At 65.1% G+C, this 18,911-nt stretch carries 19 protein-coding genes; 5 read left to right on the forward strand and 14 right to left on the reverse strand.

What is annotated here, in order from left to right; genetic code table 11:
• Positions 1–24 precede the first annotated feature (24 nt).
• On the reverse strand, positions 25–1,224 hold the full coding sequence (locus tag FG93_RS12095; RefSeq protein ID WP_043234705.1) for an aminotransferase class V-fold PLP-dependent enzyme: 1,200 nt from the start codon (positions 1,222–1,224) through the stop codon (positions 25–27).
• Positions 1,225–1,289: 65 nt separating this feature from the next.
• On the opposite strand from FG93_RS12095, the gene FG93_RS12100 reads away from it, so the two are divergent.
• The gene (locus FG93_RS12100) at positions 1,290–2,099 is read left to right on the forward strand and encodes an IclR family transcriptional regulator (protein WP_043234708.1); all 810 of its coding nucleotides are present in this window, start codon (positions 1,290–1,292) and stop codon (positions 2,097–2,099) included.
• 2 nt (positions 2,100–2,101) lie between these two features.
• Here the strand turns inward: FG93_RS12100 and FG93_RS12105 are convergent, their stop codons facing one another.
• The 11 genes from FG93_RS12105 to FG93_RS12155 form a co-directional block, all read right to left on the reverse strand.
• Positions 2,102–2,587 carry a RidA family protein gene (locus FG93_RS12105; protein ID WP_043234709.1) on the reverse strand — a complete coding sequence of 162 codons (486 nt, stop codon included), beginning with the start codon at positions 2,585–2,587 and terminating at the stop codon, positions 2,102–2,104.
• A 44-nt stretch (positions 2,588–2,631) separates the two neighbouring features.
• A complete protein-coding gene (locus tag FG93_RS12110) occupies positions 2,632–3,426 on the reverse strand; it encodes an amino acid ABC transporter ATP-binding protein (RefSeq protein ID WP_043234710.1) in 795 nt (264 codons plus the stop codon).
• Positions 3,427–3,440: 14 nt separating this feature from the next.
• Positions 3,441–4,076 carry an amino acid ABC transporter permease gene (locus tag FG93_RS12115; protein WP_043234712.1) on the reverse strand — a complete coding sequence of 212 codons (636 nt, stop codon included), beginning with the start codon at positions 4,074–4,076 and terminating at the stop codon, positions 3,441–3,443.
• Between the two features lie 6 nt (positions 4,077–4,082).
• Positions 4,083–4,751: an amino acid ABC transporter permease gene (locus FG93_RS12120; RefSeq protein ID WP_043234714.1), complete on the reverse strand. Its 669-nt coding sequence runs from the start codon at positions 4,749–4,751 to the stop codon at positions 4,083–4,085.
• A gap of 88 nt (positions 4,752–4,839) precedes the next feature.
• Positions 4,840–5,712 (reverse strand): transporter substrate-binding domain-containing protein, encoded by an 873-nt coding sequence (locus tag FG93_RS12125; protein WP_043234716.1) that lies wholly within the window; start codon positions 5,710–5,712, stop codon positions 4,840–4,842.
• A 359-nt stretch (positions 5,713–6,071) separates the two neighbouring features.
• Positions 6,072–7,166 carry a hypothetical protein gene (locus tag FG93_RS12130; protein ID WP_043234717.1) on the reverse strand — a complete coding sequence of 365 codons (1,095 nt, stop codon included), beginning with the start codon at positions 7,164–7,166 and terminating at the stop codon, positions 6,072–6,074.
• 3 nt (positions 7,167–7,169) lie between these two features.
• A complete protein-coding gene (locus FG93_RS12135; protein WP_043234719.1) occupies positions 7,170–8,699 on the reverse strand; it encodes an AMP-binding protein in 1,530 nt (509 codons plus the stop codon).
• A gap of 20 nt (positions 8,700–8,719) precedes the next feature.
• Positions 8,720–10,474 (reverse strand): ABC transporter permease subunit, encoded by a 1,755-nt coding sequence (locus FG93_RS12140; protein WP_052513671.1) that lies wholly within the window; start codon positions 10,472–10,474, stop codon positions 8,720–8,722.
• A complete protein-coding gene (locus tag FG93_RS12145; protein ID WP_043234721.1) occupies positions 10,471–11,541 on the reverse strand; it encodes an ABC transporter ATP-binding protein in 1,071 nt (356 codons plus the stop codon). The genes FG93_RS12140 and FG93_RS12145 overlap by 4 nt, the downstream gene beginning before the upstream one ends.
• A gap of 26 nt (positions 11,542–11,567) precedes the next feature.
• A complete protein-coding gene (locus tag FG93_RS12150) occupies positions 11,568–12,632 on the reverse strand; it encodes an ABC transporter substrate-binding protein (protein ID WP_043234722.1) in 1,065 nt (354 codons plus the stop codon).
• A 61-nt stretch (positions 12,633–12,693) separates the two neighbouring features.
• On the reverse strand, positions 12,694–13,464 hold the full coding sequence (locus FG93_RS12155; RefSeq protein WP_043234724.1) for an enoyl-CoA hydratase/isomerase family protein: 771 nt from the start codon (positions 13,462–13,464) through the stop codon (positions 12,694–12,696).
• Positions 13,465–13,587: 123 nt separating this feature from the next.
• Between FG93_RS12155 and FG93_RS12160 the strand changes: the two genes are divergently transcribed.
• From FG93_RS12160 to FG93_RS12175, 4 genes are all read left to right on the forward strand, one after another.
• Positions 13,588–14,406, forward strand: coding sequence for an IclR family transcriptional regulator (locus FG93_RS12160; RefSeq protein ID WP_043234726.1), 819 nt, complete (start codon positions 13,588–13,590; stop codon positions 14,404–14,406).
• Between the two features lie 86 nt (positions 14,407–14,492).
• Positions 14,493–14,843, forward strand: coding sequence for a (2Fe-2S)-binding protein (locus FG93_RS12165; RefSeq protein WP_052513672.1), 351 nt, complete (start codon positions 14,493–14,495; stop codon positions 14,841–14,843).
• On the forward strand, positions 14,836–16,203 hold the full coding sequence (locus tag FG93_RS12170) for an FAD/NAD(P)-binding oxidoreductase (protein ID WP_043234728.1): 1,368 nt from the start codon (positions 14,836–14,838) through the stop codon (positions 16,201–16,203). Before FG93_RS12165 ends, FG93_RS12170 begins: the two co-directional genes overlap by 8 nt.
• Entirely contained in the window at positions 16,200–17,372 is a 1,173-nt protein-coding gene (locus FG93_RS12175) for an FAD-binding oxidoreductase (RefSeq protein WP_043234731.1), read from the forward strand. The genes FG93_RS12170 and FG93_RS12175 overlap by 4 nt, the downstream gene beginning before the upstream one ends.
• A gap of 188 nt (positions 17,373–17,560) precedes the next feature.
• On the opposite strand, the gene FG93_RS31780 is transcribed toward FG93_RS12175, so the two are convergent.
• Positions 17,561–17,701, reverse strand: coding sequence for a hypothetical protein (locus tag FG93_RS31780; RefSeq protein WP_244448586.1), 141 nt, complete (start codon positions 17,699–17,701; stop codon positions 17,561–17,563).
• A gap of 66 nt (positions 17,702–17,767) precedes the next feature.
• Positions 17,768–18,825 (reverse strand): IS630 family transposase gene (locus tag FG93_RS31785; RefSeq protein ID WP_244448579.1). Its coding sequence is split into 2 segments (ribosomal slippage): positions 17,768–18,292 and positions 18,295–18,825, totalling 1,056 coding nucleotides; the frame shifts between segments, so codons are not numbered across the junction.
• Between the last annotated feature and the right edge of the window lie 86 nt (positions 18,826–18,911).

An 18,911-nucleotide genomic window follows, 5' to 3' on the forward strand; every position in this document is an offset into this window, starting at 1 on the left:
CTCGGCGACCCGACGGGATGGCCGTCAATCCGGCCAACGCCTGAGATAGGCCGCCCGGCGGTTTCGGCGCTCCTGCAGCGGTGTGGCGATGATCTCATTGCTCCGCAGGGCAGCCCCGAGTTCTTCGGTCAGGCGATCGGCGACGGTGTTTTCCTGCCCTGGGTGAAGATTGCAGGGATCGAGATAGAAGAACCCGTGCTCGACCTCGTGATCGCGCACGATGATCGGTGGCTCGCCGCGTGCGAGCGCATCGGCAAGGTCCCAGGCGGTGATATGGGCGGCCTGCGGTTCGACCGAGAGCTTGAGGCGGTCGAGCGGATTGTCGGTCGGATCAGGCTCGATCTCGACGCGAATGCCCGGCCTCTCGGCCAGTCGTTCGCGCCACAGCGTAAGCGCGGCCTGCTCGCGTTTCCGGATGGCGGCATGGTCCCGCTTCTCCCAGGCTTCCAGGGCAGCGAGGGTGCCGACGATGCTCTCCTTGCCGACTTTCATGCCACGGCCGATGCCACCGTTCTGAAGAAATGCCGCGCGCACGAGGTCCTTGCGACCGGCGACGATGCCGGCTGTCGGGCCACCGAGAAATTTGTGAGCCGAATACAGCGCGACGTCCGCGCCGGCGGCCAGGAAGCCTTGCAGGTCATATTCCGACGCGGCATCGACGATGACCGGCACCCCCCTTTCCCGGCAGATCGCAGCAAACTCTGCGAGCGGGAGCTGCCCATGGCGGACCGTGTGATGGGACACGACATAGACCGCAGCAGCGGTCCGTTCCGAGATCGCTCCGGCCAACTGATAGGGCCGCACGCTCGTGGCCTGCCCGACCGGCACCACCCTGGCACCGGCGAGCGCAATACCTTGTTCGACGGGAGCTCCATAGCTCACCATATGCCCCGTCTGGATCAGGACTTCGTCCTTCAGGCCAGCCGTGTCCGGCAGTCGTTCGACGGCATAAAGATCGCTGCCGGTCATCGCCCCGGCAACCGCCAGCGTAATGCCGGCCGAGCAGGAGGCCGTGACGAACCCGGCCTCGGCTCCGCACAGTCTGGCGATGACGCCGCTGGCGACCTTCTGAAGCTCGTCGACTTCGACGAATTGCGGCATGACCCCGGCCATGGCTTCGATGGCCTGCGGGACGATGATCGAGGCGCCGAGCCCTGTCATCGTTCCCGACACGTTGATGATCGCGCGGAGGCCGAGCGCCTTTCGGGTATCGGGTTTGTTCATGGCGTTCCTCCGGGAGCATGGTTACGGTAAGGGGTCCGCGGAATCGCGTGACGGAGAGCTGGCAGATGAAGGACAGTGAGATTGGCGTGGCGTCCGCGCCATCCGCCACTGGGCCGCGGCGCACGCGGGTCAGCGGAATCGAGCGATCGGTCCAGATCCTTGACTATCTTCAAGAGACGGCGCGGCCGGCGACCGGATACGATATCGCGCGCGCGGTCGGGGCGCCCCTGTCCACGGTCTATTCCATCGTCGAGGAGCTGGTCGCCAGGGACCTGCTTTCGCGCAATGGCAGCGTGGTCTGGCTCGGCCCCAAACTCTATCACTACGGCCTCGCCTACGCGCGCGATCTCGAGATCATCACGGTCGCCACGCACGAGATGCATGTGCTCTCCCGCGAGGTCGGGGAGACGGTCCAGATCTGTGGCCGCGACGGCGACATGATGGTGGTGGAGGCAATGGCCGAGGGACCCGGCCACTTCAAGGTCACCTCGCGGATCGGAACCCGGGTTCCCCTGAACTGGACCGCCTCGGGCCGGCTTCTCGTCGCCCATCTCGATTTCCAGGACCGGGTGGCATTGTTCCGGCGTTGTGCCAAGGCCTCGCCGACGGGACGGGCGACGGTCGACCCGGTCTCGCTCGCCGAGCAATCCGACGAAGCGCTGGCCGCCGGCATCGCCGTCCAGGCGGGCGAATCCGACTATGCCGTGGCCTGTGTCGCGGCACCGGTGCGCAACAATTCCGGACATTGCGTGATCACCATCTCGATCGTGCTGCCGGAGTTCAAGGTGCAGGAGGAGCCGTCCCGCTTCGCCGACGCAGTCCGCCGCGCCGCACAGCGCATCGAGACGAGCCTTGGCTGGCAATTCAGGCAATAGCTTCATGAGACAGCGACGACCGCTTCGATCTCCACGGTGATGCGGCGCGGCAGCGAGCCGAACCCCACGGCCGAACGGGCGTGCCGGCCAGCATCGCCAAAGACCGCGACGAAGAGGTCCGAGCAGCCATTGATGACGGCGGGATGATCGGTGAAGTCCGGCGTGGCGTTGACCATACCCAGCACCTTGACGATCCGCCTGACCTTGCGAAGGTCCCCCAGCGCCACGTGCAGCACCGCGATGAGGTTCAGACCCGTCAGGCGTGCATGAGCGTAAGCCTCCTCGACCGAGACGTCGGCGCCGACCTTGCCCGTGTGGATGCGACCGTCTTCATGCGTCGGACCCTGACCGGACAGGTAGAGCAGTGCGCCTTCCCGGACATGAGTCGTGAAATTGCCGATCGGCGTCGGCACCTGCGGCAATTCAAGACCGAGTTGCGCCAGTTTCTCATAGGGCGACATTGCGATATCGGAGTGAGGAGACGGCATCGCTGCACTCGGTCGGAATGGGTTTCAGGGCGCCGGCCGGCCGCTCAATGAGCATGCCGAAAGGCGGCGAAGCGCGAGAGGAAGGCCCGCAATCGTTCGTTCGACTGTTCATCGAAGACGACCTTCGGCGGCGCGTCGATCGCGATCAGTCCCTGGTCGGTGAAGACCACGCGGTCGGCGACCTCCCTGGCGAAGGCCATTTCATGGGTGACGAGGATCATCGTGCGCCCCTCCGCGGCCAGCTCCTGGACGACCTCCAGCACCTCGCCGACAAGCTCGGGGTCGAGCGCAGAGGTTATCTCGTCGAGCAGCAGGACCTTCGGTTCGATCGCAACCGCTCGCGCGATGCCGACCCGCTGCTGCTGCCCGCCGGACAATTGCGCGGGCAGCGCGTCGAGCTTCTCGGAGAGGCCGACGCGCACGAGCCATTTCTCGGCAATCTGCCTGGCCTCGCCCTTGCTCTTGCCGCGCGACTTCATCAGCCCGAGCATGACGTTCTGGGCCGCGGTCAGATGCGGAAACAGATTGAATTGCTGAAAGACCATGGCGGCGTCGACCCGGATGCTGGCAAGCTCCTTGTCGCTGCGCCGGCGGCGGCCGGAACCGCCATCCCGATAGCCGACCTCCACCCCATCGATCCGGATCGAGCCGCCATCATATTCCTCAAGGAAGTTGATGCAGCGCAGCAAGGTCGTCTTGCCACTTCCGGACGGGCCGATGACGGCGATCACCTGCCCCTTGCCAACATCAAGATCGATACCCTTCAGCACCTGGTGCGCCCCGAAGGATTTGGTCAGGCCCTTGATGCGGATCACCGGCTCGTCGGGCGTCTCGATCATGATCGTCCTTCCGCTCAGATGAAGCGCTTCTCGAGACGCCTGCTCAGCGTCGAAAGCGGATAGTTGATGGCAAAATACATCAGCGCCCCCATCACATAGAGCGGCAGCGCCACATGGGTGCGACCGATCACCTGCTGCAGCGCGAGCATCAGGTCGACGATGCCCAGCAGGGACACGAGCGAAGAGCCTTTCACCGTATCGACGACGCTGTTGACGAAGGGCGGCAGGAAGCGTCGGATCGCCTGCGGCGCAAGCACATGGACGAAGCGGTCGAGCAGGCCGAGCCCGATCGACTTCGCCGCTTCCGTCTGACCGGTGGGGATCGACTGGAAGGCGCCACGGGTGATTTCTATGACCTGGGCGGTCTTGAAGGCCGTCAAGGCCACGATCGCGGCGGTCAGGCTCGGCAGGTTCACCTTGATGGCCGGCAGCCCGTAATAGACGAAATAGAGCAGCACCAGGATCGGCACACCACGCACGAAATCGGCGTAGATCCGGATCGGAAAGCGCGCCCAGAGCGGCCCGAAAGCCAGCACGCAACCGAGCGGGACGCCGATCAGCAGCGAAAGCGCAATCACGCCGGCCGAGACCAACAGCGTGATGCGCAAGCCATCAAGCAGAAACGGAAGCGTCTGCAGGAACAGCGTCATGGGCGCTCACCGCGTGATGGCATAGCGCCGCTCGGCCAGCCGCAGCAGCAGCAGGATGGCATAGCTGGTGACGAGATAGATCGGCGTCGCGAGCAGATAGACCTCGACCGTACGGAAGGTCTGCGTCTCGATCCAGCGCATGCCGTAGGCCAGTTCGGGCACGGCGATCGCGGAGGCGATCGATGTGTCCTTGAACAGCGAGACATAGGTGTTCGAGAGCGATGGCAGGGCGATGCGCAGCGCCGTCGGCAGCCGGACATGGACGAGTACGCCGGTGGGCGTAAGACCGATCGCCTTCCCGGCCTCGATCAGCCCTTTCGGCACGGCCTCGAATCCGGCACGCAGAACCTCGACCAGATAGGCGCCGGAATAGATCGCCAGCGTCACCACGAACGAGGTGGTGGCGTCATATTGCAGATCGATCGCGCTCGGCACGCCGTAGAAAACGAGATAGACGAGCAGCAGCAGCGGGACATTGCGGATGAACTCGACATAGCCCCGGATGAACGGCCTGGCCCAGCGCGGCCCATCCATTTCGACGAGCGCCAGAACCAGTCCGATCACCATGCCGATCGCGATCGTCGCAACTGCGAGCTCGATGCTGAGCAGGAGACCGTCGAACAGCTTCGCGGCGTAGCGCCAGACGATCGCGAAGTTGAAGTGGTAGTTCGTCATGCCGGGAGCCGTCTCGTCACGGGCCGCGCGGGCGACTTCACTGCTCGGCCGCACACCAGCGGCGAGCGCACCGCTCGGAAAGCCGCCGTCAGAATTTCGGCAGTCCCGTCTCGCGAGCTGGCGGCTTCAGACCGAAATAATCGCTGATCGCAGCATCGAAGATTTCGTTCTGGTGGCCGTACATGGCGATCCCGAAGGTGGTGTCGACGAAGCGCACCCAATCCGGATCGCCCTGGCGCATGGCCGCGCCATACAGCATGGAGTTCCAGGACTTGCCGGCATCGGCATATTTGTCGGGGTGGCGCTTCGCGAGCCACCAGACGGTCGAGAGATCGACGGCGGCGGCGTCGACGCGCTTTGAATCAAGCGCAAGGACGACATTGGCCTGGCTATCGAGCTGCATGACCGTCGCCTGCGGCAGGACCTTCTTCACCGACGCTTCGGCATCGACGTTCTGCAGAATCGAGACCCGCGCGCCCGATCCCGCCTTGAGCAGGGCGTCGAAGCTCTTCTTGTCGCTGTCGGGGCGAGTCAGCAGAGCGATGCCCTCGACGTAATAGGGTCGGGAGAACGCCACGAGTTGCGCGCGCGCCGGTGACATCGTCATGAACTGGATGACGATGTCGACCTTGCCGGTATTGATGTTGGGAATGCGCTGAGCCGCGTCCTGCCTGACGAACTCGACCTTCTTGTCATCGTCGAAGAGCCCTTTGGCGAGGATCCGCCCCATGGCGATGTCCATGCCCACGAGTTGGCCCTTGTCATCCTCGAAATGCCAGGGTGCATTGGTCGAGCCCGTGCCGACGATCAGCTTGCCGCGATCGAGAACGGTGCGCAACAGGCTGGTGGGAGCAGCCTGTGCGGCCGCCTGCCTGGCCGAACTGGACGCTGCCGCAAGCGCAAGGCTACCGACAAGGCCGGCCTTGAGCAGGTTCCGTTTGCTGTCGACGATGTCTGTCATAGCGGCACGCTCCCCTTGCGCGAGGCTGTTCGCCTCGTCTGGCATTTATTCTATAATTACAGAATAAGAAGCATAACTATGTCAGCCTAGTTTTGATCGGCGGAGCCTGTCAAGCGACGTCCAGAGGTCGCCGACTGAAGCTGCACGAGGAGGCTAGCAGCAGAGCACGGCGCGCCAGAATAGCAACGCGTTAAGCCGCGGCGACTCCAAGGTCATTCGGCCGCTGGATTGAAACCCGACAGAGGTAACCTTCGCGTGTTCCCATGTCCGAGCGGGGCCGATTGCCAACGGTCCCCTTGGCTCACGATACCGCAAATGCCCGCTCCGAACGCGAGACAACGGAACCCGTAACGTCGAGATCACCCAGTGGCAGCGAGTCTGTCGCGTAACGCGAGCATCGACTGACACACCATTTCCAGATCCCTCACATCGAACCCGTCGGCCAGCGCCGGTTCGTAGCGTGCAAGCCTGTCGTGCAGGACGCCGTTGAAGCGAACATGCCCGGCCGCGTCTACGGTGAGGCCGTTATCCTGTTCGAAGGCCTGGTTCCACGCGACAGCTTCGCTGCGCGTGATGCCGTCCGGCAAGTCGAGCGACAAGCCCGCCTGAGACAGGCTGACGGGGTAGCCTCCGGGCAGGCCGTTCGGCCCGGGAACATGCCCGGTCCAACGATCGCCGGCCGCCATCGCCAGCAGCATCGGCACACCGCTTGCGCCGGAAATGTCAATGACCGGCTCGGGTGTCAGCTTCACCGAGGCGAAGGTCGCGAAGACATCGCCGATTTCGGCGCCATCGATCCAGACCCGCGGCGCCGGACCGGAGCGCGTCGCGGCGGGCCGACGCCAGGCCGACAGGTTCTGGTAATGCGCCAGCACCTTGAGCGGCTTGTTCGCAGGCACCGCGCCGGAACCGGCAAAGACATTCGACAGGATCGCGACATTGCCCATGCCGCAGGCGACCTCATGGCCGAGTGCCGCGATCAGGCCGTTGACCACATCGGGGAAGCAACAGTTGATCAGCGCGGTCTCATGGCCGAGCGCCGTGATCGCCTCCGCCACGCGCTTGCTGATCAGTGCCTGGAACACCGCGGTCGCGCTCAGGCCGCCTTCCGCAACCAGCCGAGCCCAGGCGTTGCCGGCCTCGGCGATGACCGACGAGGTCTGGATCGACGCCGCCTGCACCGTCACCTTCGGGCGCGTCGCCTCGATCAGGCCAGTGGCCGCGCCGTCTTCGAGCAGATCGATCTCATGGCTTTCGAAGCGGGCCGGACGGCCGAAGATCGAAGCGCGAGCGTTCGCTGCCGTCTTGAGCCAATCGAGCCGTTCGCGGTTGCGCCCGGCAATCACGACCTTCACCGGCTTCTGCGCGGTCGCCGCGATGTCGAAGATGATGCGCGCGGCAAAACTGCCGGTACCGGAAACGAGGATGTCGCAAGTCATGATGTCGCAAGTCATGGCTTAGTGCCTTTGCTGGGCCGTGCGGTCGAAGCAGTCGTCGCGGCGAGGCGAGAGCTTGTGCTTCATGATGCGCTGGCTCGCCGTGCGCTCGAACGCGTCGACGACGGCGATGTAACGCGGGTTCTGGTATGGGGCGAGACGCTGGCCGAGCCAGGCGGAGAGCGCAGCCGGATCGACCGTCGCGCCGTCCCTTGGCTTCACGAAGAGCTTGATCTCCTGCTCGCCGATCTCGGCCGCGACACCGATCATCGCGCAATCCTCGACCGCCTCATGTTCGGCCGCGACATGCTCGACCTCCCAGGCCGAAACGTTTTCGCCGCGACAGCGCACACTGTCGGTCATGCGGCCGTGAAAGATGAGATTGCCGGCTGTGTCGAAGGATCCGAGATCGCCGGTATGGAGCAAGCCGTCCCGCAGAGCCTTGGCGGTGGCCTCTGGATTGTCGAGATAACCGGGGAAGATCGCACCTGGCTTGCTGGTGTGGACGACGATTTCGCCGCGCTCACCTTGCGCGACAGCTTGCCCGGCAGCGTCGAGCAGCGAGACGGTGAACCAGGGCATCGGCTTGCCGACGGCGCCGACCACGCCGGTATCGTTGCTGGTGGTGATGCTCGAAGCTTCCGTCATGCCGTAGCATTCGCGGATCTCGACGCCGAAGCGCGCCTGGAATTGCGGCCAGATATCCGGTGGACAGCCGCCGCCCCAGGCAATGCGCACGCCATGTGACCGGTCGAGCTCGCTGGGCGGCTGCTTCAGCAGAATTTGCAGGATGCCGCCGAGATAATGGATATGCGTCGCGCCCTCGTCCCGGACCTGCTGCCAGAAGCGGCTGGCGCTGAAGCGATCGACCATCGCCAGCACGACGTCGCGGATCATCGGCAGCGGCAGGAGCTGTGCACCGCCGATATGGTAGAGCGGCTCCCAGACGAAGAGCGCGTCGCCCGCCTTGGCCGCCGAGACGAGCCCGACGCCTTCCGCCGCCAGCCGAAGCATCCGGTGCGAGACGATCACGCCCTTTGGCCGCCCGGTCGTGCCGGACGTATACATGATTGCAAAGGGAGCGTCGGCCTCCGGGGCAGCCTCGTCAAATACCCTGCCGGACGTCAGCACAACGTCCAGCGTGCCCCCCTCTCCATGGACCAGGATCGCAGGAGGGCTCTCGTCCGCCAGCGCTTCCTGCACGAGTGGCGCAAGCTCGGCATCGACCACGACGAGGCGGGGCTTGGAATGGCTGAGCAGATAACGCAGCCCCTCGCCGCGCTGCTGCGCATTGACCGGCACCCAGGCGACGCCGGCCTTGGCAAGGCCGAACACGACGCCAAGCGCCGCGACGCTGTTGCGCATCATCACCGCCACGGTCGCACCGGCGCCGATGCCCTCGTTCCGCAAATGGGCGGCGAAGGCCGAGGCCTCGAGGTCGATCCGGCCATAGCTGACCGGCGTGCCGTTGAAGCGGGCATAGGTCTTGTCGGGATGGCTGAGAGCGTGCTCGCGGAGCAGGCCGACAAAGCCGGTATCGTCGAAAGCCATGGAAATCTCTCGGGTCGCGTTCAGGAGGCGCGGCGAAATCGCTCCGCCAGCAGCAGCAGGCTTGTCACGATGACGAAGACGACAACGGAAACGGCCGCCAGCGTCGGGTTGAGTTGAAGGATCATGTCGTCCCACATCTGCTTCGGCAGGGTCGTCTTGATGCCGCCGCTGACGAAGATGGCGATGGTCAGTTCGTCGAAGGAGGTGATGAAGGCGAAGAGGAAGGCAGCGACCAGCCCACCCTTGACCAGCGGAATGGTGACGTAGGCGAGCGTCCGGACGCGGTTGGCGCCGAGCGTCGCAGCGGCCTGGTCGAGCCGCATGTCGTAGGTCTTCAGAATTGCCGAGACCGTGACCATGGCGAAGGGGATCGCCAGAACGGTATGGCCGATGACCAGGCCGAGATCGGTCGCGACGAGGCCGAGGCGCGCAAAGAGATAGAACATGCCGACGGCGATGACGATGCGCGGCACGATCATCGGCGCGAGGAAGAAGGCGAAGATCAGCCCGCCCCATCGCGTGCGGCTATGGGCAAGGGCGAGCGCCGCGAAACCGCCGATGCAGGTGGCGAGGAAGGCCGTCGCAGCCGCGACTGCAAAGGAGCGGATCGTCGCCGAGATCCAGAGCGGCGAGGAAAAATAGGTCTCGAACCATTGCAGGCTGTAGCCCGGCGGCGGGAACTCGAGAAACTGCGACGAGGTGAAGCCGAGCGGAATGACGAGCAGCGTCGGCAGCACCAGGAAGCCGATCACGAGCCAGGCGAAGACCGGCAGGACAAGCCTGTTTCCGCGCTTGCCGATGACACGCCGACTGAGGTCGGCAAGGTGGCTGCTCGCAGTCGCGAGCAGTTGCAGCACGCCAAGGCCGATGTCGCGGATGCGGCCCTTGCCTTCTTGGGCCGAGCCGCCCGAGATCGTCGAGATGCCGAAGAGCCGGTCATAGATCCAGCAGGCGATCAGCGCGCTCGCCAGCATCATCGCCGCCAGCGCTCCGGCGAAGGGCCAGTTCAGCAGTTCCTGCACCTGGGTGATGATCAACTGCGCGAGCATCGTCTCGCGGCGCCCGCCAAGGAAGGCCGGAACGATGAAGAAGCCGAGCGAGGAGATGAAGACGAGCAGGCCTGCCGCGGTCACGCCCGGCAGGGAGAGCTTGAAATAGACCTGCCAGAAGGCGCGGCTTGGCGAGGCTCCAAGCGTCTGCGCCGCCTGGACCAGGCGTCGGTCGATGCCGATCATCACCGGCAGCATCGTCATCACCGCCAGTGGCACCATGGCGTGGACCATGCCGACCATGACGCCGAATTCGTTGTGCAGGAGATCGAGCGGCTGCGTCCCGAGGCCCGAGCCGGTCATGAGGTTGTTGATGACGCCGCTGCGGCCGAGCACGATCATCCAGGCGAACGTCTTGACGAGATAGCTCGTCCAGAACGGCACCATGACGAAGAGCATCATGCGCCCGCGGAAGATTTCCGGCATCCGCGCCAGCCAATAGGCCAGCGGATAGCCGATCAGCAGCGACCAGAGTGCGGTATTGCCGGCGATCTTGAAGGTGATGCCGAGAACGCGGAGATACACGTCGGTATTGGCGATCCGCTGGAAGGCCGCGAGACTGAAGCCGCCGCCCTCAGGAGGGCTGATGCTGAGCGACAGCAGCTGCGCCACCGGATAGGCGAAGAAGACCGCCAGGAAGACAAATCCGGGAACGGCGAGCCAGAGCGGGCTCGGCCGCCGGAGCCAGGACGGCATTGCGCGCGAGCGGGTGGCCACCGCACTCATGGCACGAGCACCGCTTTGTCCCTGTCCCAGCCGATCGCGATGGTCTCGCCGAGCGTCGGCACGACCTCGCCGGCCGGCAGGCGGAGCGTCATGAGCTCGCTGTCGCCGATTGTCGCGATCAGACGCGTTTCGGAGCCGGCATAGACGATCTCCTTGACCCGCCCCTCGACTCTGTTCTGTGCGCCGGCGTCGATGCGCAGACTCTCCGGCCGGACCACGAGCGCCCCGCCCTCCCCACTGGCAACCGCACCGGCTGGCAGCGAGAAGCGCCCATAGGAGGTTTCGAGCCGCCGCTCGCCATCAGCCGCGACGAAAGTGCCGCGCAGGATATTGGAGATGCCGATGAAATCGGCAGCGAAGGCCGTCCGCGGGCGCTCATAGATCTCCTGCGGAGTGCCGAGCTGCTCGATCCTGGCGTGGTTCATCAGGCAGATGCGGTCGGAAAGCGCCAGCGCCTCCTCCTGATCATGCGTGACATAGATGATCGTCGCGCCGCTTTCGCGATGCAGCCGCTTGATCTCGATCTGCATATGCTCGCGCAGCTTCTTGTCGAGCGCGCCGAGCGGCTCATCCATCAGGATGATCGAAGGCTGATAGACGAAGCAGCGCGCCAGCGCGACACGCTGCTGCTGGCCTCCCGAGAGCTCACGCGGAAAGCGCTCGGCCAGATGCCCGAGATGAACCATCCCAAGGGCGTCCGCGACACGCTTGCCGATCTCGGCCGAGGAACGGCCCCGCATCTTCAGCGGGAAGGCGATGTTCTCGGCGACGGTCAGGTGGGGAAAGAGCGCATAGTGCTGGAACACCAGCCCGATATCGCGCTGATGCACCGGCGTGTCGGACTGGTCACGCCCGTCGATGATGACCCGCCCCTCGCTGAGCTCGACCAATCCGCAGACGAGTTGCAGCAGCGTCGTCTTGCCCGAGCCCGAAGGCCCGAGCAGCGTCAGGAATTCACCCTCCGGCACGGAGAGCTGCGTCGGCTCGAGGGCCGTGGTCGCGCCGTAGCGCTTGCACAGCCCTTCCACCACGAGCTTCGGCGGCGCCTTGCTACCCGGAACAGTCATTGTCACCACCGAAACGATGCTTGTCTTCAGCTCAACAGCCAGCTGTTGAAGCGCTCGCTGACAGCCGCGCGATTGGCGCTCCACCAGGCTTCGTTGGCGATGGCCATCTGCTTCAGGTTCTCCGGTGAAGTCGGCAGTGACTTGGCACGCTCGGCCGGAATCGTCTTGTAGGCGTCGAGATTGGTCGGCCCGTAGGCCAGGATCTCCGTGAAGGCTGCCTGCGCCTTCGGATCGGAGCAGAAACGGATGAACTGCCGTGCCACATCGGCGCGCGGTCCGCCCTTCGGCATGCCCCAGCCCTCGATGGAGTAGAGACCCTGGTTCCAGACGATCTTGGCGGGCGTTCCACCGTCGATCGCAGCCTGGAAGCGGGCATTCCAGCCCGGGATCATGTCGACTTCGCCGCTCTGCAGAAGCTGTGTCGACTGGGCGCCGCCAGTCCACCAGACCGCGATATGCGGCTTGATCTTGTCGAGAACCTTGAAGGCGCGCTCGACATCCAGCGGATAGAGCTTGTCGAGCGGTACGCCGTCAGCGAGCAATGCTTGCTCCAGCGTGTCGATCGCGTTCTTGCGCAGCGCGCGCCGGCCGGGAAACTTCTCGACATTGAAGAAATCGGCCCAACTCGTTGGCGCCGCCTTCACCCGGTCGGTGCGATAGGCCAGGACCGTCGAGTAGACGTCAGTGCCCATGTAATGCGGCGAGATCGCCTCCGGCATCAGCTGCGGCACGTCGGCATGGGCGAAGCCGATCGGGTCAAGCAGGTTCTGGGCGGCGAGGATGTCGCGCGCCGAGAGCGTCAGGGTGCAGACATCCCAGGTGTAGGACTTGGTCTCGACCATCGCCTTGAACTGAGCGGTCGGCTCGGCCTCGCGCGCAACATTGACGACCTTGTTGCCCGTTGCCTTCTCGAAAGGATCGTAGAACGCCTTGCGGAAGGCCGGACCAAACGGGCCGCCGGGATCGGCGACCGTGATCTGCGTCGCAGCAAGAGCGCGCCCGGTGATCGCCGGCGCGAAAAGCCCCATGGCCGCGGCGCCGCCGCTCAGTTTCAGCAGGTTGCGCCGGCTGAGATCCGAAATCCTGTCCATAATCTCTCTCCCGTTGAGCGGGCCGCGCCCGCGTTCCTTCCCTTGGATGGGCGTAGGGTCTTCAGCCCTTTCGTGCCGCCCGCTTCGCCAGGAATTCTTCCATCATCCGTGCCGGCTCGCCTGTGGCGTAGGCTTCGCGCTGGTTGCGGACACCGGCCGCCAGGCAGTCTCGGAAGCCGGTCTCGGTCACCTCACGAAAGCGCGCGCGGTTGAGGCGCATCGCGACCGGCGGCTTGCCGGCAAGCTCCTCGGCCAGGGCCAGCGACGCGGCCATGACCTGTTCCTTCGGCACGACGCGGTTGATGACGCCGACCCGGAAGCACTCGTCGGCATCCATCATGCGGCCGGTCAAGGTCAGGTCGATGGTGCGGGCCAGGCCAAGGATCTCGCGCATGATCCAGGGGCCGGTCGTGCTGGCGATGCCGGAATTGATTTCGGGCTGCCCCATCGTGACGCCGTCATGGCCGATGCGCAGGTCGCAAAGCAGCGCGACCTGGAAGGCCGAGCCGGCCGCAACGCCGTTCAGAGCCGCGATGATCGGCTTCGAGAGCGAGCGGATGCGGTCATAGAGGCGCTCCCATTCCCCGATCCACAACTCCGCGCGGTCAGGATCGAAGGTCTTCGTCTCATTCAGGTCCTGGCCTGCACCAAAGGCTCGCTCGCCCGCCCCCGTGAGGATGATCGCCCTGACGGCGTCATTGGCTTCGAGCTCATCGAGCGCTTCGACCAGCCGGGCGCGCATGGCCGCGTTCCAGGCATTCAGCAGAGCCGGACGATTGAGAGTGAGGATGCCGACGGCGCCGCGCACCTCGCTCAGGACGAATTCCTTCATGCCACTCACTCCATCCGATGATGTTTTATCGACATACGATAACTTCTATTAGATAGTTGAACGGCACTGCCCCCTTGTCAACAGGATTCGCGGCAGCCATTGATCCGGTCAGGAGAGACCAGCATGTCGACGCTCGAGACGGGAAAGCCTCCTTCCGACAAGGAAGGCGCAGCAGGTCGCGAAAAGAGCGCCGATCCGCTGATGGTGATGTCGGTGGAGAAGGCCTTTCGCGTGCTCTCGGCCTTCGGCCGCCAGCACCAGACCATGAGCCTGTCCCAAGTCGCCTCGGTCGCCGAGATGGACCTGAGCTCGGCACAGCGCTTCACTCACACGCTGACGAAACTGGGCTTCCTCAAGAAAGATCGTGAGACGAAGCGTTTCGAGTTGAGCTCGAAAACGCTCGACCTCGGCTATCATTTCCTGCGCGGCAACCGGCTCGTCGACAAGGCGATGCCGTATCTCATGCACCTCAGCAAGGAGACCGAGGAGACGGTCAACCTGACCATGCCCGAGGATACCGAGATCATCTTCGTCTCCCGCTTCCTCAGCCGGCATGTGCTGAACACCGATGTCATCGTCGGCACCCGCATGCCCGCCTTCTGCACAGCACCTGGCATCGCCATGCTGTCACGCCTGCCGGAGGCCGAGGCGGTCGCGATCATCGATCGTTCGAATCTGAAAGCGCACACGCCGTCGACGACATGGCGCAGGGAAGACCTGTTGGTGAAGATCAGGCAATCGGCACAGCAGGGCTATGCCACGGCCTTCGAGGAATTCTACCACGGCGACGCCTCGATCGCGGCCGCCATCCTCGACCATCGCGGTCGGCCGGAGGGCGCCGTCAACGTCGCGGTCTCCTGCTCGCGCTACACCCATGACGAGGTGGTCTCGCGCTTTTCTTCGCTCGTCATCGCCGCTGCGCACGCGATTTCGCGGGTCTAAGGCGGGTTTTGCTGCCTTGACAGGGGCCAAGTCCGTCCTAGTATTATTCGACATAATTTATCGTATTACGATAATCTTGGTGCGATATGGGATCGTCAACGGGCGGCAGCCCTGACAGGCCGGGCGCTGCGGCAAGCGGCGGGCAACTCATCCGTGCGGTGCGCCGCACGGGACCGCCGATCACGCTGGCGGTCGACGGTCGCGACGTGACGGCGACGGACGGAGACAGCGTGCTCGCGGCCCTGCTGACGCAGCGCCCCTTCCTGCGCCGGCTCGAATTCGGCGGCGAGCCGCGCGCCGGCTTCTGCCTGATGGGCGCCTGCCAGGATTGCTGGGTCTGGACCGAGGAGGGCGACCGCCTGCGCGCCTGCACCACGCCCGCCCGTTCCGGCATGGCCCTGCGCACCACTGCACCCGTTCTCGGCCACCATGGCTGAGATCGTCATCGTCGGTGCCGGGCCCGCCGGTATCAGCGCAGCCGAGCTGCTGCAGGCCCATGGCTACCACCCGATTCTTCTCGACGAGGGGCGACAGGCCGGCGGCCAGGGCTATCGGTGTCCCTCGCCGGGACTGGAGCTCGACATGGCGGCGCTGATGGGCAGCGAGGCCGGGAAATATGCTGGCCTGCATGCCCGTTTCGCAGCTCTGCGCCCCCATATCGATTACCGCCCCGGGTCTCTTGTCTGGGGTATCGAGGACAAGCTGCTCCACATCGTTCAGGCCGGCGTCGCCAGAACGCTGCGCTTCGATGTCCTCATCCTGGCAACGGGCGCAATGGACCGCATTGTCCCCCTGCCCGGCTGGACCCTGCCCGGCGTCTACACGCTCGGCGGAGCGCAGGTTGCACTGAAGGACCAGGGCTGCTTCATCGGGCGCCGTGTCGCCTTTCTCGGCTCCTCGCCGCTCCTCGCACTGGCTGCGAGCCAATACCGCAGGCTCGGTGCCGAAATCGCCGTCATTGCCGACACCACGCCCTTCGCGCGGAAACTGGCGGCGCTCCCGGGCCTGCTGAATTCGCCGCGTTCGCTGCTGCGCGGCCTGGCGTATCTCGGCGACGCGATGCGTGCGGGCGTGCCGGTGCTCCACGGGGTGAGACCTGTCGCGGTCGAAGGCGATGGCCATGTCGAGGCACTCGTGCTGCGCGATGCGCAGGGCCGCGAGCGCCGCTTCGCCTGCGACGCCGTCGCGCTCGGCTATGGGCTGAAGCCGGAGACCCAACTCGCGGAACTGGCCGGCGCACAGCTCCTCTATGACGAGCGCTTCCGCCTCTGGCTGCCGAAGACGGATATCGATGGCCGAGCGGCGCCGGGCCTCTATCTCGCCGGGGATGGTGCGACGATCGGCGGCGCGGATGCGGCGGAAGCCAGTGGCGCACTTGCGGCCCACGCTGTGCTCGCCGATCTCAGGCAGTCCCGCCCCGCCGCGGAGGCGGGCGGCCTGCGTCGCCGCGTAACCCGCCTGCGCGCCTTTCAGGCCGGCCTTGCGCGCGCCTTTGCCTGGCCCGTCGCGCAGATTCGCGCCCTGCCCGACGATGTCCCCCTGTGCCGCTGCGAGAATGTCAGCGTCGGCGAGATCAGGCTGGCCATGGCGCAGGAGTTGGGACCGGTCGAGGTCAACCGCGTTAAGGCGATGACCCGCTGCGGCATGGGTCGATGCCAGGGGCGCGTCTGCGGCCCGGCCTTGCAGGAGATCGTGGCGGGTGAGCGGGCGATCGCAGGCGCTGATGCCGGACGACTTCGGGCACAGGCGCCGGTGAAGCCGATCGCGCTCGCCACTGCCGCGGCGGATGCGCCATGACGCGGCTCTCGGCCGATGTCGCGATCATTGGCGGCGGGCTGATCGGAGCCTGGTCAGCCTATTTCCTGGCCAAGCGCAACCAGCGCGTCGTCCTGATCGAGAAGGGCGTGGTCGGCGCGCAATCGAGCGGCACCAATTTCGGAAATCTGCGGCTCCAGGGACGCTTCCCCGGACAGTACCCTCTCTCGCTGCGCTCGCAGGCGCTCTGGGAAGAGATCGAGGAGCTGATCGGCGAGCGCTGCGAATTCGAGCAGACCGGTCATCTCTATCTCGCCTTCGACGGGACGGAACATGAGAAGATCGAGGCCTATGCCGCGGTCTCCGAATCCCACGGGCTTGCCATCGAGCATCTCGGCCCGACCGAACTGCGCCGGCGCTGGCCCTGGCTGAGCCACAGGGTTGTGGGCGCGACCTTCTCGGCCCGCGACGCGACCGCCAATCCCCGCCTTGTCACTCCCGCCGTCGCCCGCGCTGCGAAAAGCCTGGGCGCCACGATGGTCGAAAACTGTCGCGTCACGGAGATCAGGCAAGCGGGCAGCGCCTTCACCCTCCGGACCGATACCGGCATCGAGGTCGGCGCCGGCTACGTCATCAATGCCGCCGGCGCCTGGGCCGTCGCCATTGCCGAGCAGTTCGGCGAAAGCGCGCCGCTCTTCCCTGCCGGACCGCCGCAATTCGTCACCGAGCCCTTCCCCTATCTGATCGAGCCCTCGATCCAGGCGGTCGACGGCTCGGTCATCTTTCGCCAGATCCCGCGCGGCAATGTCATCCTGGCGGGATATCCGCGCACGGCGGCCGATCCTGCCGCCAACCGCGCGCCCGTGCCACCTGGCAAGACGCTGTCCGCGATGCGGGCGCTGGCCCGGGTCGCCCCGACTCTCGCGAGCTGCCATGTCATTCGGGTCTGGTCAGGAATCGAGGGTTATTTGCCCGACATGATCCCGGTGATCGGCCCAAGCGGGACGACGCCCGGTCTGTTCCACGCCTTCGGCTTCTGCGGCCATGGCTTTCAGATCGGGCCCGGCGTTGGCCTCTGCCTGAGTGAAATGATCCTCGACGGTGGAACCGCGACCCCGTTGGATCCCTTCTCGATCGGGCGCTTTGCGCAACCGGTCGAGGTCAGCGCCAAGTTCAGCGCCGAGTTCGACACAATGGAGCCGCCGCGATAGAGCATCAGACCGAAAAGCGGAATCCACTTTTCGGTCTGATGCTGCTCAAAGAGATGAATCGCCACTTTGCGCCCGGTAGGACGCATGGCGATCGAGCCGCGCCGGACCGTCGGTCCGGCTTTTCCAGGAGCAGCACCGGACGGCTTGTGTCCATAACATCGCTGAAGCCGAGCCAAAGGCTCTTGTCGCTAAGCAACAATCGCAACCGTCACTGCATTGCTTGCGCGGACAAGGTCGTCCGGGGCCAGCTTGACCTGCAGGCCACGGAGCCCTCCATTGACGAAGACATAGGGCTCGGGGACGGCCGTGATCTCGACAAGGGTCCTCAACTTGCGCTTTTGACCGAATGGGCTGACGCCACCCACCTTATACCCTGTAATACCAAGTCTCGTTGATCAGAACCGATAGGCCCAGTCACGGATGCCGATGGACATAATGCGCCATGGCTGGTCGATGAGCTTGTTCCAGGCGTAGCAGCAGTGATCGACGATATCCTCGTAAGATTTGAACACGCGGTTTGAGAGCCAGTTGTCGCGCATGAACTGCCAGACGTTCTCCTGCGGGTTCAACTCCGGGCATTTCGACGGCAATGGCACGAGCGTGATGTTGGGTGGAACGACCAAGCGGCTCGACAGATGCCAGCCGGCCTGATCGAGCAACAGGATGGCGTGCTTGCCCGGAGCGATCTCTGTTGCAATTTCGGCGAGGTGGAGGTTCATCGCCTCGGTGTTGCACGTCGGCAGGACGAGCGCCGCACCTTTGCCTTCCATCGGACAAATCGCGCCGAATATATAGGTCGATGCGGTGCGTTGGTCGTGCGGCGCCGATGGGCGCGTGCCGCGTCGGGCCCAGCGCCGCGTGATCTTGTTCTTCTGGCCGATCCGCGCCTCGTCGGCGAACCAGATTTCTATGTCGCTCTGTGCGATGGCCTTGTCTTCGGCGATCTGCGCCACGCGGGCGGGAAATGTTTTTTAAAATCCTCGATCGCGCCATCGGCCTGCGCATGGTGGCGAGGACGGGCGGTGAGCTTGCGATAGCCCATGGCCCGAAGTTCCCGGCTCAGGGTCTGCTTGGCGACGGTGACCTTGAACTCCTCGTACAACCACTGGCAGAGATCGATGATCCGCCAACGGACGACGCCGTGGATCGCCGGCGTTGGCCCGCTTTCGATCATCGCAGCCAGGGCCGCCCGGCATGCGCCGTTGAGCCGGGGCGACTGTCCCGGCGCCTTGCGGTCGATGAGACCATCTGGCCCCAGCGCGTTGAACTTCATCACCCAGTCGCGCACGATCTGCAGCGTCACGCCGCCAATCCTGGCCGCCTCCGTCCGCGTCGCCCCGTCATAGATCGCCGCCAAAGCCAAAAGGCGGCGCGCCTGCGACCCGTCCTTGGACCGCTTGGCCGCAGCCCTCGTCATCTGCCCATCGAAATCAGCCCGAAGCGGAATAGCCATGGCGAACCTCCCTCGTTCGCCATGTTGAATCAGGCCGGGGCTGATTTGAGAAGCCGGCCCGAGTCACGATCTCCGGGACTCGGTAT

Origin of the sequence: Allobosea sp. LC85, assembly GCF_000735605.1 — a bacterium.
Lineage (GTDB): Bacteria > Pseudomonadota > Alphaproteobacteria > Rhizobiales > Beijerinckiaceae > Allobosea.